The sequence below is a fragment of the Lentzea jiangxiensis genome (assembly GCF_900104175.1).
In the GTDB taxonomy this organism is placed as follows: Bacteria; Actinomycetota; Actinomycetes; order Mycobacteriales; family Pseudonocardiaceae; genus Lentzea; species Lentzea jiangxiensis.
This window is the reverse complement of sequence record NZ_FNIX01000003.1, coordinates 87,519-102,804: the sequence shown is the minus strand read 5'-3', so window position 1 is coordinate 102,804 and position 15,286 is coordinate 87,519. Positions and strand designations below refer to the sequence as shown.

Sequence of the window (15,286 nt, the reverse complement as noted above, 5' to 3'; positions counted from 1 at the left end):
TCAGCCCTTCGTGGACCCGGCGGTGACGCCGTCGGCGATCTGGCGTTGCAGGAACAGGTAGACGACGAGGACCGGCACCGCCGCGATCAGCACACCGGCGGCGAACGCCGGGATGTCGTCGGAGTACTGGCCGCGCAACGAGGTGACGCCCACCATGAGCGTCCGGTGCTCGGCCGACGGCATCAGCGACAACGAGATCAGCACGTCGTTCCAGCAGAACAACGCGTCGAGCACACCGACGGACAGCAGTGCCGGGGCGCCGATCGGCAGCATGATGCGCCAGTACACCCCGTACACCGTGTTGCCGTCGATGCGGGCGGCGTCGACGACGTCCGCGGGCACGGTGGAGTAGAAGCTGGTCAGGAGGAAGATGGTGAACGGCAGGAACTGCGCCACGTAGGCGAGCACGAGGCCCGGCCAGGTGTCGACGAGCCCTGCCCCGGTCATGATCCGCGCCAGCGGCACCATGACCACCTGGAAGGGGACGAACAACGCGGCGAGCACGCCGAGGAACAGCACGGACGAACCGCGGAACTTCAGCCGTGCCAACGCGAAACCCGCCATCGACCCGATCAGGAGCAGCAGCGCGACCGAGCACGTCACGACGACGACCGAGTTCAGGAAGTAGCGGGACATCCCCACACCCGTCCACGCCCGGACGAGGTTGTCCCAGTTCCACGAGCCCGCCGGGGAGAACCGGTCGAGGACGTACTCGCGGCGGGTCTTCAGCGCGACGTTGGTGGTGAACACCAGGGGGTAGACCGTGGCCAGGGCGAGCAGGCCCATCGGAATCGCGGCGACCCACCCGGCCCGCCGGGTGCCGGACATCAGTCCTCCCCGCCCGTGCGCCGCAGGACGGCGATCTGCGCCAGTCCCACCACGAGCATGATCAGGAACAGCGCGGTGGACGCGGCGGAGGCGAGCGCGGGCTGGTTCATCTGCCCCTGCTGGATCCAGACGTAGTACTCGGGCAGGTAGGTCGACCCCTCCGGGCCGCCGCTCGTCATCACGTACACCAGGCCGAACATCGACGTGAGCATGCCGATCAGGGTGGTGACGAAGACGAACTGGATGGTGCGCGTCAGGCCGGGGACGATGACGTGCCGGATGGTCTGGGGCAGCGTGGCGCCGTCCACCTCGGCCGCGTCCAGCAACGACGGGTCGAGGGTGGCGAAACCCGCCAGGAAGACGACGAGCGCCATGCCGAACGTCGCCCAGACGTGCACGCCGACGATGGCGAAGATCGCCACGTCCGGATCGCCGAGCCAGTCCACCGGCCCGATGCCCAGACCGCCGAGCACCGTGTTGAGCGGACCGTCGAAGGCCAGCAGCAGGGTGAAGATCGCGCCGACGATCACGGGGGAGAGCACGGCGGGGAAGAAGTAGACGCCGCGGTACACGCGGTGTCCCGGCACCTTCAGGTGGAGGAAGGTCGCGAGCAGCCCGGGGATCGCCACGGCCACCGGCAGCAGCAGCACGAGCAGCCCGACGTTGCGCAGCGCCGTGAGGAAGAGGGGATCGCCGAGCAGCGTCAGGTAGTTGTCGAACCCGACGGCCGTGCCGTCGCGGTCGCCGTCCCCGGTGAACGAGAAGTTGATCCCGAGCACGAGCGGCCACAGTCGCGGTCCCACGATGATCAGGACGGCCGGTGCCAGCAGGACCAGGGGTGCGAACCGCTCGGCGCGCGACCCCCTGGGTCTGCGCCGCCGTGGCGGGATCGCCGTCCGATCCCTTGTGGACACTGCGGTTCCGAGTACGTCCACAGTGGACGCGGACCGGGTGGCCACGCGGTCAGCCCGTCTTGTCGGAGGCGGCCAGCTGCCGCAGCGCGTCGTCCACCGTGGCCGAGCCGCTGAGCAACTGCTGCGAGAGACGGCCCATGAGCTCGATCGTCTTGGACCCCAGGGCGACGTGCAGGGCGGGCTTGCCGGCCTTGACCTCCGAGACGATGGTCCTGACGGCGGGGCCGCCCGCCGAGGTGCCGATCGTGGTGTCGGCCGCGATCGCGCCCCCGTCGCGGTGGAAGGCCTCGAGCGCGCCGGCCGACGTCAGCGACCGCACGAGGTCGGCCGCCTGCTTCGGATCCCTCGTCCACTTCGCGACCGCGTAGCCGATACCGCCGTCGTAGGGCAGGCTCGGCTTTGCCACGGGGTTGACCGAAGGCGCGTTCCGCACACCGACGTTGTCCGGGGTGAGGAACTCCGCGAAGTCCTTCCAGTGCCCCACGTCGGACATCAGGCCGATGACGTGGGCCGCCTTGCCCGAGTTGAAGGCCGCGAACGCGTCGTTGAACATCGCGGTGGAGTTGGCGCCGTCGGTGTTGAGCCCGGACTCGCCGGCCTGCCGCCACAGCTCGAAGATCTTCTTGACGTCCGGGGAGGACCAGTCGCGCTTCCCGCCGACCCAGTCGTCGTACTCCCGCGGTGTCAGCACCGCCGATCCCAGCGCCGACAACCAGAACTGGATGCCGATGCCCTCCTTGTTGCCCAGCGCGAAGCACCTGGCGCCGGTCTTCTCGGTGATGGTGGCGCAGTCGCGGACGAACTCGTCCCAGGTCGCGGCGGGCGCCTCGGGGTCGAGGCCGGCCTTCCGGTAGAGGTCCTTGTTGTAGTAGAGCGGATGTCCCTGCAGCGTCACCGGCGCGGCGTACACCTTGCCCGACTTGGTGAACGCGTCCCACCCGGCCAGTCGTTGCCTGTCCTCGGCGACGTAGGAGTCCAGCGGGGCGAGGGCGTCGGCGCGGTCGCGGATCTGGCCGCCCCCGTTGAACAGGACGACGTCGGGACCCCTGCCGGACTGGATGGCCGCGCCGAGCAACGTGTAGTACTGGTCGAACGGCTGCGCGACGAACTCGACGGCTACACCGGGGTGCTTCTTCGCGAAGTCGGCCTTGGCCTCGCGCACGTACCCGGCGGCCTTGGCGTCGCCCGACTTCCAGTCCCAGACCACGAGCTTGTCCGCCGGCCCGCCGGAACGCGATCCCGGTCCCGCGGCGCTCCCGCAGCCGGCCGTCAGGACCAGAACCGCGGCCAGGGCCGCGGACCACTGCGTGCGCTGCTTCATCGCTGCTCACCCTTCGAGTGGTGGCTCGTGGGCTGAACATAAGTCGTATGACGTATAACGTCAATGACAGCACGGCCCAACCCGACGCCCCCATTCGCCACCACGCGAGATGCGCGGTAACGCGGTCAACGGGCCGAACGTGCCTCGTAACCGTCGGCGAGATAGGTGTCCAGCCGCCGCCGACGCTCAGCGATGTGTTCTTCCTGCCGCACGAGTTCATCGCGGACCTGCCGGCCCCGCGCCAGGAGCGCGGCGCAGTCGCCACGCGGGTGACCGCGGGCCGAGGCCGGTGGATCGCGGTGACGAAGCGTCTTCACAGAACGTTCAACGCTTTGCGTGAGTTCGCGTGCTGGTGCCCCGATCACCTTCAGCCGACATTGCTCCATATGGCGTAATGAACGGCCGAATTCCGTTGTAGTGGAATGGTGGCAAGGCACAGTGCGCCGTCGCGGTGGCGGCCGGATCAGCCGTTCTCGACGGGGACCTTGAAAGCGCCGCGGTCACCGGCTGACACAATGGACGAATGGCACTGGGTTACGTCTTCGCCGTGCTGGCGACCCTGGCGTCAGGAAGTGGTTCGATCCTCGAGTCGATGGGTGTCCGGCGTGTGGCCGCGCAGGGCGGATCGTCTCGGGATCTCATCGCTCTCTGGCGTCAGTGGCTGTACTTCCTCGGTCTTGGCGTGAACCTGCTGGGATTCGCCTTCGCCTCCGCGGCGTTGCACCGGCTGCCGCTGTTCCTCGTCCAGTCGATGCTCGCGTTCAGCGTCGGCGTGACCGCCATGATCAGCAGTTTCATGGGCTCCCGCCTCCGTGCGCGGGGATGGGGCGCGCTGGTGGTCGGCGCGACCGGTCTGGTCCTGCTGGGCGTGTCCGCGGAGCCGGGTCCCGCACAGGCCCTGGCGCCGCAGTGGCGGTGGATCCTCCTGGCCATCCCGGTCCCGGTGGCGGCGATCGTCTTCTACGCCCGGCGCCACCACCACGTCGGCGCGACGGTGGCGCTGGCGTTCGGCTCCGGTGTCTCCTACAGCGTCGTCGGCATCTCGGCGCGGACGCTGCACGTCCCGGACGCCGTGTGGCGACTCGTCCTGGAACCGGCGGCCTGGTCCATCGTCCTCAACGGCCTCACCGCGGCGGCGCTGTTCGCGATGGCGCTGCAGAAGGGCGGTCCGACCGGGGTCACCGCGATCATGTTCACCACCAACACGGCGCTTTCGTCGTTCGTCGGCCTGGTCTACCTCGGCGACAACGTCCGCGACGGTTACGTGACCGCCGCGACCACGGGGTTCGTCCTGGCGATCGCCGGAGCGATCGCCGTCGCCCACTATTCGGCGAACACGCGGCACAAGGAGCCCTTGCCGGAGCCGGTCGGTACGCGGGTGTGAGCCTGCTGGCTGTGCCGCTCGACCTGCACAGCCGTGTTCTCAGGCACGCACAGGTTCGAGCAGTGGCTGCCACGTGGTGCGCGTTGCGACCGGAACGGTGACGGGAAGCCGCACGACGGAGCGCGGGCCGGAGGCCAGATCCGCGGCGTCGAAGACGGCCAGGTTGCTCGAAGTGCTGTCGTGGAACGGGACGATGAGCCATTCGCCGGCGGTCGCGGGCTGGCCGAGGCGGTGACCGGGCCCGAAGTCGTGGGTCGTGGACGTGTGCGGATCGTGCCGGGACACCGCGGTGCCCCGGACCGCGTACACGGTGTGGTGCCGTCGGCCGCGTTCCGGGTCGGCCACGACGGCGGAGTCGGCGCTGAGCAGGCGCTCTTCGCTTGCGGTGCCCGTGCTCGGGTCGAGGGTCCAGCGCGTCAGCTCCCGAGGTCCGGTGGGCGAGGTGTGCCGCACGGCGTCCAGGACGACCTCCGGTCCGTCCTCGTAGGCGTTGACCGTCTCCGGCACGAAGCACGGTGACACGGGGAACCAGAGGGGGTTGCCCCGGGACCGGCGTGGCAGGAGGCCGATCCGCGCCTGCTTGCCGGGACGCCAGGTGCAGGGGGCGCGCAGGCCGATGAGCTCGGTGGCGCGGTCGTGTTCCACGGACAGGTCCAGGACGACGACGTGGTCCGCCGTCAGGGCGACGGTGTCGATGCGCGCGGGGCCGCTGAGCACGAAACAACGGCCCCGGCGGACCGCGCCCGCGGCGCTCATCGTCACGTGTTCGGCGAGCGGGGAGCCCGGCCTGGTCGCGATCGTGTGCCATTCGCCGGTGCGGGGGTCCTGCGCCGGCCGGGCGACGCGGAGACCGTCGCGCACCGCCGGGGCCAACGTCGGCACGGTGCCCAGCAGTGAGAAGTCGGTGCGGGCGCGGTGCCAGGCCGCGGTGCCGCCGGCGAGGCGGACGCCGGTGATGGAGACCGGCTCCGTGCCGTGTGCGGGATGCGGGACGGACTGCAGGAACCTGCCGTGCAGGTTCGCGGGCAGCTCACCCTCGACGAGGAGTGCTTCCACGGACGCACCTCCGACCATTGCATAACAGCGTTGTGCTAAACATATCGCCGTTATGCAACAATGTCAAAGGTGAGCCCACGCCGAATGGACCCGCGCACCCACACCGTCCTCATCGAGATCGCCGCCGCGTTGCTCGCCACCGAAGGACCCCAGGCCCTCTCGACGCGGCGCATCGCGGCGGAGGCCGGCACCTCGACGATGGCCGTGTACACCTACTTCGGCGGGATGAGCGGCCTGGTGCGGGAAGTGGTGCACGAAGGGTTCCAGCGGCTGGAACGCCACCTGACGGCCGTGCGCTCGACGTCCGACCCGGTCGCGGACATGGCGCTGCTCGGCCGGGCGTACCGGATGAACGCGCTGGCCAACCCCCACCTGTACAGCGTGATGTTCGGGGGCGCTTCGCTCAGCGGCTTCTCGCTGACCGACGACGACCGCCAGCACGGCCGGTACACCCTGACGAGCGTCGTGGAGTGCGTGGCGAAGTGCGTGGCGGCGGGCCGGTTCGCCGACGCCGACGTCGCGCACGTCGCACACCAGATGTGGATCGCCACTCACGGCCTCGTGACCCTGGAACTGGGCGGGTACCTGGCGGCGCCGCTCGACGGCGAGGCGCTGTTCGAGCCCCAGCTCGTCGCACTGATGGTGGGGGCGGGCGACCGGCCGGACGCGGCGACGCGGTCCGTGCGGTCGTCACGCCGGCGCATCGAGCGCGAGCTCAGTCCACAGGCGGGGTGAACGGGCCCCAGCGGAAGGCGGGCAGCCACGGTTCGTGCGCGCCGTCCCAGTCCAGCGCCGCGATCTCGGCGTGGGACCGCCGACCGGCGAGGCTCCGGTGCAGGTCGTGGGTTCCGGCTCGCAGCGTGCGGACGACCGGGCCGTCGCCCGCCGTCCACGTGGCCGTGGGACTCTCGATCCGCAGGGCGGGCAGGCCGTGCGCCTTCACGGAGGCGGAGAAGCCGCCGACGAGCAGGTCCAGCGTGCTGGGGTAGGCGGGGTGCCCGGGATCGGGCGGGACGTCCAGGGCGGCGTGCAGGTCGAGGAGATGGGTGAACGCGTCCATCACCATCCGCCCGGCCGAGCGCGGGCCCTCCAGTTCGACCAGCGGCTCGAGGACGTGGCAGACGCGCTCCCACTCCGCCAGGGCGAGATCGACGTCGGTCATACCTCGTGGAGCCGTGCCCGCGGGGGAACCCAGCCGGGCGGCCACGCTCGCCGCGACCTCCACGAGGTGCGCCACCAGGTCCGTCACCGTCCACCCCGGACAAGCGGGCACCGGCGCGGTGGCGACCCGCCGTGCCGCCAGCAGCCCGATGTCGAGGCGGACCTGCCGGTACAGCAGGTGGTCGGGCGCGCTCACAGCGGCACGTTCCCGTGCTTGCGCGGCGGCGCGGAGGCACGTTTCGTGCTCATCATCTCCAGGCCCCGGGCGATCGCCGCCCGCGTCTGCGCGGGGTCGATGACGTCGTCGACCAGGCCGCGTTCGGCGGCGTAGTGCGGGTGCATGAGCTGCTCCTGGTACTCGGCGATCAGTTCCGCCCGCAGCGCCGCCGGGTCGGCCGCCGCCGTGAGCTCCTTGCGGAACAGCACGTTCACCGCGCCTTCCGCCCCCATGACCGCGATCTCGTTGGTGGGCCAGGCCAGGGACACGTCCGAGCCGATCGAGCGGGAGTCCATCACGATGTACGCGCCGCCGTAGGCCTTGCGGATGATCACCTGGATGCGCGGGACCGTGGCCTCGCAGTAGGCGTAGAGCAGCTTCGCGCCGTGCCGGATCGCGCCGCCCTGCTCCTGGGCCGTGCCCGGCAGGAAACCGGGCACGTCCACCAGCGTGATCAGCGGGATGTTGAAGGCGTCGCAGAACCGCACGAACCGCGCCGCCTTCTGCGCCGCGGCCGAGTCGAGCACGCCGGCGAGCACCAGGGGCTGGTTGCCCACGACGCCCACCGGCCGGCCGTCGACGCGGCCCAGGGCGCAGATCACGTTCCCGGCCCAGTGTTCGTGCACCTCGATGAACTCGCCGTCGTCCAGCACCTCGGCCACGACCGAGCGCATGTCGTACGGCTTGTTCGGCTCCACGGGCACGAGCTGGGCGAGCCGCGGCCGTTCGTCGGTCGTGGCGCCGACCGGGCCGTCGTGCGGTGGGCTGTCGAGGTTGTTGGCGGGCAACAGGGACACGAGGTACCGCACGTCCGCGAGGCAGCTCTCTTCGTCGTCGTGGACGAACGTGGCGACACCGGACTGGCTGCCGTGGACGTCCGCACCGCCGAGTTCCTCGTGCGTCACGACTTCGCCGTTGACGGCCGCGACGACGTCCGGTCCGGTCAGGTACATCTTCGCCGTGCCGCGCACCATGAACGTGAAGTCGGTCAGCGCGGGGGAGTAGGCGGCGCCGCCCGCGCAGGGGCCGATCACGACGCTGATCTGCGGGATGATCCCGGACGCCGCCACGTGCCGGCGGAAGATGCCGCCGTAGGCGTTGAGGGCCATCACCCCCTCCTGGATGCGGGCTCCACCGCTGTCGTTGAGCCCGATCAACGGGCAGCCGGTGGAGAGCGCCAGGTCCATCACCTTGTGGATCTTCGAGGCGTGCGCTTCGCCGAGGGACCCGCCGAACACCGAGAAGTCCTGGGCGTAGACGAACACCCGGCGTCCGTCGATCGTGCCGGAACCCGCGATCACACCGTCGGTGTGCGGCCGGTTCTCGGAGATCTTCATCCCCCTCGCCTGGTGGCGCCGGTACAGGTCGATCTCGGTGAACGAGCCGGGGTCGAGCAGCAGGTCGAGCCGTTCGCGGGCGGTGTGCTTGCCGAGTGCGTGCTGCCGGGCGACGGCGTTCTCGTCACCGGTCACGATGCGCGACCGCAGCCGGTCGGACTCGTCCAGCACGGACCGCATCGACCGCGGTTCCGCCACCGGGGCGGGGCGGGGCACGCTCACCGGCACGAAGTCGACCCGCCGCAGCGACCGTTCGGACAGGTCGGTCATGCCACCCTCCCCGCGTCACGCAGCCAGCGCACGGTGTCGGCCATCGTCTCCGCCAGCGGCCGGGCGGGCCCGGACGAGGCGGTGCTCTGCGCGGCCCGGCACGTGCGGATCGCCCCGCCCTGCACCGGGACGGGCCACGGCCACACCCGCTGCAGCGCGTCGGCGGCCACCCCCACCGGCACCAGCGCCGCGGCGGGCAGGAACACGGCGGGCAACCGGCGCCCGGTGACCTCCCGCAACGTCCGGACGTAGTCGCGCGTCGAGACGAACCGGCCCGGTCCGAAACACCGGGACGGACCGCCGGTGAGCAGACGGGCGTGCAACGCCGCCGTGTCGCGGACGTCGCCCAGCGGGAAGCCGCCGGTCGGCCAGATCGGCATGAGCCCGCGCAGGGTGGCCCGCAGGCGCGCGGTCTGGTCGCCCAGCCGCGGGTCGTGCGGCCCGAGCAACGCGGGCGGGTAGCTGATCACGGCGCCGTGCTCCCGCGCGACCTTCTCCGCCGCGGCCTTCGACGCCGCGTACGGCTCGGAAGACGTCGTCACGGGGGAGTTCTCGTCGAGCACCGCGCCGCCGAGCGCCACGAAGCTCGACACGTGCACGACCCGCCCGACCCCCGCCTTCCGCGCCGCCCCCAGCACCGTCTCGGTGGCGAGCGCGTTCGTGCGCCGCATCTCCTGGCGCCGGCGCCGGTCGAACGAGTAGACGGCAGCGGCGTGCAGCACGGCGTCCGCGCCGCGCACCAGTTCCGCCACCCGGCCGGGGTCCGTCGCGGCACCGGCGACCACCTCGACGCCGGCGGGATCGACGCCCAGCGGGCGCAGCACCTCCGGCACCGCCCGAGGGTTCCTCGTGAGGAGGCGGACCCGGTGCCCGGCCGCGATGACCGCCGCGACCGAGTGCGATCCGACGAAACCCGTCCCTCCGGTCACGCTCACCAGCATCCGCACCCCGTTCGCCGCGACGACGAACGCCAGCCTGCCCGCGCGGCGGTCGTGCTGCTTCTTCGAGAGTGCGATGTCCGCCGCGTCACAACCCCGCACTCTGGGATAAGCGATTGTCGCCACGCCACCTCCATTCTGTGATAGGCGCAGCAGCGCAAGTCCTTTGTGGATGAATGTAGGCGGCGGAGGAGAACACCCATGTCGACGGAACAGACCGCACCGGCACCAGTGCGGCCGATCGCCACATCCGCGTTCGTCAACGGCCACTTCCCGCGCAGGCGCGGACTGCTCGTCCTGCTGAGCGCGCTCGCGGGCTTCGCGTTGACGGTCGTGTGGTCGGCGCACTTCGTGGACTCGACCATCGGGGACAACGTCGCGAACACGTTGCTCGGCCACGACGCCAAGGCCACGCCGATCGCCGGGACGGCCGCCGGCATCGCGTTCGCGTTCGTCACGGGTCTCGCGGGCACGTTCACCGCCTGCAACATCGCGGCGTTCGGGGCGATGGCGCCGATGCTGGGCGGCTCCAGCAGCCGTGCCGAACGGGTCCGCGGCGCGCTCAAGCCGTTGCTGTGGCTGTCGGCGGGCATGCTGTCGGTGTCCGCGGTCTACGGCGCGATCGTCGGACTCGTGGGCACCTCGATGCCGCAGTTCTCGACCGCGCAGAACGTCGCGGGCACGCTGTCCGGCCGCAGCGTGCAGTCCCTGGTCGTGTTCGGCGTGATCGGCCTGACGATGACCTACCTCGGTCTCGCCGCGCTGGGCGTGGTCCGCGACCCGTTCGCGCGCATCGCGAAGCGCTATCCCAACGCCCCCATGGTGTTCATGGGTGTGCTCATCGGAGGGTTCCTGATCGGCCGCCCGTTCGGCCTGTTCCGCCAGCTGTTCCGCGACGCGGCGGAGAGCGGCAACCCCCTCTACGGAGCTGCCGCGTTCTGCCTGCAGTCCCTCGGCAACATCGCGGTGCTCGCCCTGGCGCTCGTGGCCACCGCGGCGTTCCTGGGCGACCGGGTCCGGCGGTGGTTGACGGAGAAGCCGGTGCGGCTCGCGGTGATCACCGGCGTCGCGCTGATCACCGTGGGCGTCTTCACCTTCCTGTACTGGGACGTGCGGCTGCTCGCCCGTCGCGAGCTGATCCCGTGGTACCCGACGGCGCCATGGGCGTGACGGGCGACGGCCTGCGGATCGCGGGGCTGAGCCGCCTCGCGCAGGTCAGCATTCCGACGATCAAGTTCTACCTGCGGTCCGGCCTGCTGCACCCCGGCAGGAGGACCGGGCCGAACCAGATGCGCTACGACGAGAGCCACGTCCGCAGGCTTCGCGTCGTGCGCGCACTCGTCGACCGCGGCGGCCTGCCCGTCGCCGCGGTCGCCGAGCTCGTCGGCGGCAGCGTCGACGTCAGGGTGCCGGACGTGCTCACCGCGATCTCCCGCACCAGTGCGCCGGACTCCACCGCGCCCGATTCCACCGCGCCCGACTCCACAGCGCCCGGCCCCGTCGGGGAGGTGCGGGCGAAGTGGCGCGACCGCGTCGACGAGGTGCTGGCGAAGGACGGGCGCAAGGTCGCGGGCGACAACGCCGCCGCGGCCGAGCTGGCCGGCGTGCTGGCGAGCCTGGAACTCGCGGGACACGCGCCCGACGACGCCCTGCTGGAGGCCTACCTGCGGGCGGGGGCGGCGGTCGCGGCCGCCGAGGCGGACCAGGCGCGCGGCGCCGGTGCCACGCGGGAGTGCGCGGAACGCCTGCTGGTGTCCATCGTCCTGGGCACGGTGGCGCTCACGGCTGCCCGCAGACTGGGCCACGACCTCGCGGACGAGAACGGCTGAGCGGCACCGCAATTGGAAAGATGCAAATTGCCACAGGTGCGGATGAAGATGGGAGGAGCCTAGTAGAGGAGCGCTGATGTCGACGGTGCTCGGTTCCATCAGACGATTGATTTTCGCACCGGCTCTCGTGGACGTCACGTTCGCGGCGCGCGGTTTCTCGATTCCGGAATCGGAGACGACCCGGGCACTGGAACAGATTCCGCAGACCGTGATCGCGGGATTCGAATGGGGAATCGACTGCCGCGGGCTGTGGGAGCTGGAACGCAGGTTGTCGCTCGTCGCGCCCGAGCTGCGCGGGTTCGCCTACGAGGGCGCGACGATGGCCTGCACGGTCCTGGACGCGATGGACCGGGGCAAGCGCACCCGTGACCTGCTGCGCGGTCCCGGTCTCCCGCACCTCTTCCTCGCCTACATAGGCATCGGCTTCGCCATGGCCCGGCTGCCCCGGCCGCTGTGGCGCAAGGTGGTGCCCGACCTCGAAGGCGTCCGGTACCACCCGGCGATCACCTGGCTGGCCGTCGACGGCTACGGCTTCGACCGCGCCTACTTCCACCCCGAACGCTGGGTCGCCGGGCAGCGGTCACCGGAGCCGTACCCGTGGCAGGACACGCCCTCCTACTTCCCCCGGGCCTTCGACCAAGGGCTGGGCCGCGCCCTGTGGTTCATCCACGGCGCGGACGTGAAGGCCGTCGCGAGCGCCGTGCGGAGGTTCACCGGCCGCCGCCACCCCGACCTCTGGAGCGGTGTCGGGCTCGCCGCCACCTTCGCCGGTGGCGCCACCCCCGCGGACCTCGCGTGGCTGCGGGCCGAGGCGGGGGCGCAGGCGCCCGAGCTCGCACTGGGGGCCGCACTCGCCGTCATGGCCAAGGCGGCGGCCGGCCACGTCGACGACCGCGCGGCACAGGCCGTCCACGCCCTGGGCGACCTGTCCGCGACCGCCGCGGTCACCCTCGTCGAGACCTCCTCCACGTCCGCCGGCGAAGCGGGTCCCGAGCCCGAGTACGAACGGTGGCGCAGTCGCATTCGCGCACATTTCACGCGGTGAGAAAAGGGTCGAGCATGCTGGAAGATGTCAGACCGCCTCGGTGATGCAAAGAATAGTGGCGGGAAATCGTATGTTTGGGGAGAGTGCATCGTGACCAAGGCGGGATGGCGCGTTTTGCGGCGTCGGTTGCTGACGCCCAGGAGTTCGGAGGCCACGCTTTCAGTACGTGGATTCCACCACAAGAACGAGGCTGCGAAGGAACTGCTGGAAAACATCGGCCGGAACTTCCTCTTCGGGTTCGCGACCGCGGTGGAGGCACGCGCGCCCGACGAGGTGGAACGACACCTCGACACCGTGTCCCCGCAGTTCCGCGGCTTCGCCTACGAGGGTGCGGGAATGGGGTTCGCCACGCTCGACGCGCTGCCGTTCGGTGGCGGTGGGCGGGTGGCGGAGTTCCTCGCGGGAGCAGGCGCGAAGCACGTCTACATGGTCTACGTGGGCGTCGGCTGGGCGATGGCCCGCGTGCCGAGGTTCCGCTGGCCGCGGCTCGCGGTGAGCGACGAGCTGCTGCAATGGCTCCTGCTCGACGGCTACGGCTTCCACCAGGCGTACTTCCACACCGGAAAGTACGTGCACGGCCACTACCGCGAACCCGACTTCCCGTGGCCCTTCTCCGGCCCGGCCTGGTACGCGAACCGCGCGATCGACCAGGGCATCGGCAGGGCGCTGTGGTTCGTGGGAGGTGCGGACGCGGCCCGGGTCGCCGAACTGGTCGAAGGCTTCCCCGACACGCGGCGGGCCGACCTGTACGCGGGCGCGGGCCTCGCCGCGACCTACGCGGGCGGCGCCGGACCCGAGGAGCTGCGCTGGTTCGCCGAGCACGCGGGACGCCACCGCGCGGTGGTGGCCCAGGGCAGCGCGTTCGCCGCGGAAGCCCGTGTGCTCGCGGGCCTCGCCGTCGACCACACGCACATCGCCACCCAGATCCTGTGCGGCACCGGCGCGGACGAGGCCGCGCACCGGGTCCGCGCCCTCAAGCCGGCCGGGCCCGGGCGGGACGACGTTCCCGCCTACGAGCTGTGGCGGCGCGGCTTCGCCGACCAGTACGTCCACTCAGGAGGTGTGGAGCAGTGAACTGGGCCCGCAAACAGCTGCCGGGGATCCTGGCGCTCGTTCTCGTGATGGTGACCTTCCTGATGGCCCGGCTGCCCGCCGCGTCGCAGGCGGAGAAGCGCGACGTGGCGAGCGGTTACGGCTTCACCTCGATGTCGATCTCCCTCCCGGGAGGGTTCGACCAGCAGACCATCCGCAAGGTCAACAAGGACTACTCCCACATCGACGCCTGGATCTCCTCCGTCGGCGCGGCGATCGCGATGAACGACCTCGACGGCGACGGCCTCGCCAACGACCTGTGCCTGGTCGACCCGCGGATCGACCAGGTCGTCGTCACCCCGGCACCCGGCGCGAAGGAGGAGCGCTACCAGGCGTTCGCGCTCTCGCCCGGCTCGCTGCCGATGAACGACGTGATGGCGCCCATGGGCTGCGTGCCCGGCGACTTCAACGAGGACGGCCGCGTCGACCTGCTGGTGTACCTGTGGGGCCGCACGCCGGTCGTGCACATCGCGAAGGAGGGCCAGGGCGGACTCACCGCCGCCTCCTACACCGCGACCGAACTGGTACCCGGCGCGAACTCCACCGCGGGCCGCTACACGGGTCCCCAGTGGAACACCAACGCCGCGGCGGTCGCCGACTTCGACGGTGACGGCCACGCGGACGTCTTCATCGGCAACTACTTCCCGCACGGCCCGGTGCTCGACCCGTCGGTCAGCGGCGGTGTCGAGATGAACGACTCGATGTCGGCCGCCTACAACGGCGGCGAGAACTACTTCCTGCGCTGGACGGGAGCGTCGGCGGCCGGAGCCCGCTTCGAGGTCCAGGAGGGCGTGCAGGGCCTGGACTCGTCCAAGGGCTGGGAGCTCGCGGCGTCCGCCGCAGACCTGGACGGGGACCTGCTGCCGGAGCTCTACCTCGCCAACGACTTCGGCCCGGACCGCATGTTCCACAACAGGTCCACGCCCGGCCGGATCGTGCTCGCACCGGTCGAGGGCGTCCGCACCGCGCTCACCCCGAAGTCGAAGGTCGTCGGCCAGGACTCGTTCAAGGGCATGGGCGTCGACTTCGGCGACCTCAACCGCGACGGCGTGTACGACATGTTCGTCAGCAACATCACCACGTCGTACGGCATCCAGGAGAGCAACCTCCAGTTCATGTCCCAGTCCGGCGACCGGGACGTGCTGCGCGCCAAGCTCGCCAACAGCGAGGCGCCGTGGGAGGACGTGAGCGCACCGGCCGGCACCGCGTGGTCCGGCTGGGGCTGGGACGTCAAGATCGCCGACTTCGCCAACTCCGGCGAACCCGCGATCGCCCAGGCCACCGGCTTCGTCCGCGGCCAGGTCAACAGGTGGCCCCAGCTGCAGGAACTGGCCACCGCCAACGACCTCGCGCTGCGCCACCCCGTGTCCTGGCCGCGCGTGACGGTCGGCGACGACGTCGGCGGCAACCACCGCCTCGCCTTCTACGTCAAGGACGGCGACCGGTACGTCGACATCGCGGAGCAACTCGGCCTCGCCATCCCCGTCCCCACCCGCGGCATCGCCACCGGTGACGCGGACGGCGACGGCAAGCTCGACCTCGCGGTGGCCCGGCAATGGGCGGAACCGGTGTTCTACCGCAACTCCGGCCCGTCTCGCGGCAGCGCTCTCACGTTGCGGCTGTGCCACGACGGCGGATCGCCCGCCGTCGGCGCCCAGGTCACCGCGAAGACCAGGGACGGCCGCACGTTCATCGGCCACGTCGACGGCGGCGGCGGCCACTCCGGCAAGCGCAGCCACGAGGTCCACATCGGACTCGGCAAGGCGGACGGACCCGTCGAGGTGCGGATCAACTGGCGCGACCGCTCGGGCGAGACCCGCGAGGACACGCTGACGCTCGACCCCGGCAGGCACACGCTCGAACTCGGTACCGAGGCGAAGGAGAGGTGACGGAC

General features: G+C 71.0%; 14 protein-coding genes. 7 read left to right on the top strand and 7 right to left on the bottom strand.

Annotated features, from left to right (window positions below; all coding sequences use genetic code 11):
• From BLQ91_RS11810 to BLQ91_RS11800, 3 genes are read right to left on the bottom strand one after another with little or no spacing between them, the layout of a single operon-like run.
• Entirely contained in the window at window positions 1–828 is an 828-nt protein-coding gene (locus tag BLQ91_RS11810; RefSeq protein ID WP_090096854.1) for a carbohydrate ABC transporter permease, read from the bottom strand.
• Complete coding sequence (locus BLQ91_RS11805) at window positions 828–1,742, bottom strand: carbohydrate ABC transporter permease (protein ID WP_090096853.1); 915 nt, start codon at window positions 1,740–1,742, stop codon at window positions 828–830. Before BLQ91_RS11805 ends, BLQ91_RS11810 begins: the two co-directional genes overlap by 1 nt.
• A 49-nt stretch (window positions 1,743–1,791) precedes the next feature.
• Window positions 1,792–3,063, bottom strand: a complete 1,272-nt coding sequence (locus tag BLQ91_RS11800) for an ABC transporter substrate-binding protein (protein ID WP_090096852.1) — start codon at window positions 3,061–3,063, stop codon at window positions 1,792–1,794.
• Between the two features lie 523 nt (window positions 3,064–3,586).
• Here BLQ91_RS11800 and BLQ91_RS11790 point away from each other — a divergent pair.
• Window positions 3,587–4,447 carry a hypothetical protein gene (locus BLQ91_RS11790; protein ID WP_090096850.1) on the top strand — a complete coding sequence of 287 codons (861 nt, stop codon included), beginning with the start codon at window positions 3,587–3,589 and terminating at the stop codon, window positions 4,445–4,447.
• 39 nt (window positions 4,448–4,486) lie between these two features.
• Here BLQ91_RS11790 and BLQ91_RS11785 read toward each other — a convergent pair whose 3' ends face one another.
• Window positions 4,487–5,503: a carotenoid oxygenase family protein gene (locus tag BLQ91_RS11785; protein ID WP_176959696.1), complete on the bottom strand. Its 1,017-nt coding sequence runs from the start codon at window positions 5,501–5,503 to the stop codon at window positions 4,487–4,489.
• 69 nt (window positions 5,504–5,572) lie between these two features.
• Here BLQ91_RS11785 and BLQ91_RS11780 point away from each other — a divergent pair, with 69 nt between their 5' ends.
• Complete coding sequence (locus BLQ91_RS11780; protein WP_090096848.1) at window positions 5,573–6,238, top strand: TetR/AcrR family transcriptional regulator; 666 nt, start codon at window positions 5,573–5,575, stop codon at window positions 6,236–6,238.
• On the opposite strand, the gene BLQ91_RS11775 is transcribed toward BLQ91_RS11780, so the two are convergent.
• The 3 genes from BLQ91_RS11775 to BLQ91_RS11765 all read right to left on the bottom strand — a co-directional run bounded on the left by BLQ91_RS11775 (window position 6,219) and on the right by BLQ91_RS11765 (window position 9,552).
• On the bottom strand, window positions 6,219–6,860 hold the full coding sequence (locus BLQ91_RS11775) for a maleylpyruvate isomerase family mycothiol-dependent enzyme (RefSeq protein WP_245733351.1): 642 nt from the start codon (window positions 6,858–6,860) through the stop codon (window positions 6,219–6,221). The genes BLQ91_RS11780 and BLQ91_RS11775 overlap by 20 nt on opposite strands.
• A complete protein-coding gene (locus BLQ91_RS11770) occupies window positions 6,857–8,398 on the bottom strand; it encodes an acyl-CoA carboxylase subunit beta (protein WP_090097202.1) in 1,542 nt (513 codons plus the stop codon). Before BLQ91_RS11770 ends, BLQ91_RS11775 begins: the two co-directional genes overlap by 4 nt.
• Before the next feature lie 86 nt (window positions 8,399–8,484).
• Window positions 8,485–9,552 (bottom strand): NAD-dependent epimerase/dehydratase family protein, encoded by a 1,068-nt coding sequence (locus tag BLQ91_RS11765; RefSeq protein ID WP_342670631.1) that lies wholly within the window; start codon window positions 9,550–9,552, stop codon window positions 8,485–8,487.
• Between the two features lie 75 nt (window positions 9,553–9,627).
• Between BLQ91_RS11765 and BLQ91_RS11760 the strand changes: the two genes are divergently transcribed.
• The 5 genes from BLQ91_RS11760 (at window position 9,628) to BLQ91_RS11740 (ending at window position 15,281) form a co-directional block, all read left to right on the top strand.
• A complete protein-coding gene (locus BLQ91_RS11760) occupies window positions 9,628–10,596 on the top strand; it encodes a hypothetical protein (protein ID WP_090096847.1) in 969 nt (322 codons plus the stop codon).
• Complete coding sequence (locus tag BLQ91_RS40210; protein ID WP_245733350.1) at window positions 10,569–11,255, top strand: MerR family transcriptional regulator; 687 nt, start codon at window positions 10,569–10,571, stop codon at window positions 11,253–11,255. The genes BLQ91_RS11760 and BLQ91_RS40210 overlap by 28 nt, the downstream gene beginning before the upstream one ends.
• A gap of 76 nt (window positions 11,256–11,331) precedes the next feature.
• Window positions 11,332–12,300, top strand: a complete 969-nt coding sequence (locus BLQ91_RS11750; protein WP_090096846.1) for a DUF1702 family protein — start codon at window positions 11,332–11,334, stop codon at window positions 12,298–12,300.
• A gap of 90 nt (window positions 12,301–12,390) precedes the next feature.
• A complete protein-coding gene (locus tag BLQ91_RS11745) occupies window positions 12,391–13,374 on the top strand; it encodes a DUF1702 family protein (protein WP_245733349.1) in 984 nt (327 codons plus the stop codon).
• A gap of 47 nt (window positions 13,375–13,421) precedes the next feature.
• A complete protein-coding gene (locus BLQ91_RS11740; RefSeq protein ID WP_090097200.1) occupies window positions 13,422–15,281 on the top strand; it encodes a CRTAC1 family protein in 1,860 nt (619 codons plus the stop codon).
• Window positions 15,282–15,286 lie beyond the last annotated feature (5 nt).

Coding starts and splice junctions, on each gene's coding strand:
- BLQ91_RS11810 (WP_090096854.1), bottom strand. CDS start 828: ATGTCCGGCACCCGGCGGGCCGGGTGGGTCGCCGCGATTCCGATGGGC.
- BLQ91_RS11800 (WP_090096852.1), bottom strand. CDS start 3,063: ATGAAGCAGCGCACGCAGTGGTCCGCGGCCCTGGCCGCGGTTCTGGTC.
- BLQ91_RS11790 (WP_090096850.1), top strand. CDS start 3,587: ATGGCACTGGGTTACGTCTTCGCCGTGCTGGCGACCCTGGCGTCAGGA.
- BLQ91_RS11770 (WP_090097202.1), bottom strand. CDS start 8,398: ATGCGGTCCGTGCTGGACGAGTCCGACCGGCTGCGGTCGCGCATCGTG.
- BLQ91_RS11760 (WP_090096847.1), top strand. CDS start 9,628: ATGTCGACGGAACAGACCGCACCGGCACCAGTGCGGCCGATCGCCACA.
- BLQ91_RS11750 (WP_090096846.1), top strand. CDS start 11,332: ATGTCGACGGTGCTCGGTTCCATCAGACGATTGATTTTCGCACCGGCT.
- BLQ91_RS11740 (WP_090097200.1), top strand. CDS start 13,422: ATGGTGACCTTCCTGATGGCCCGGCTGCCCGCCGCGTCGCAGGCGGAG.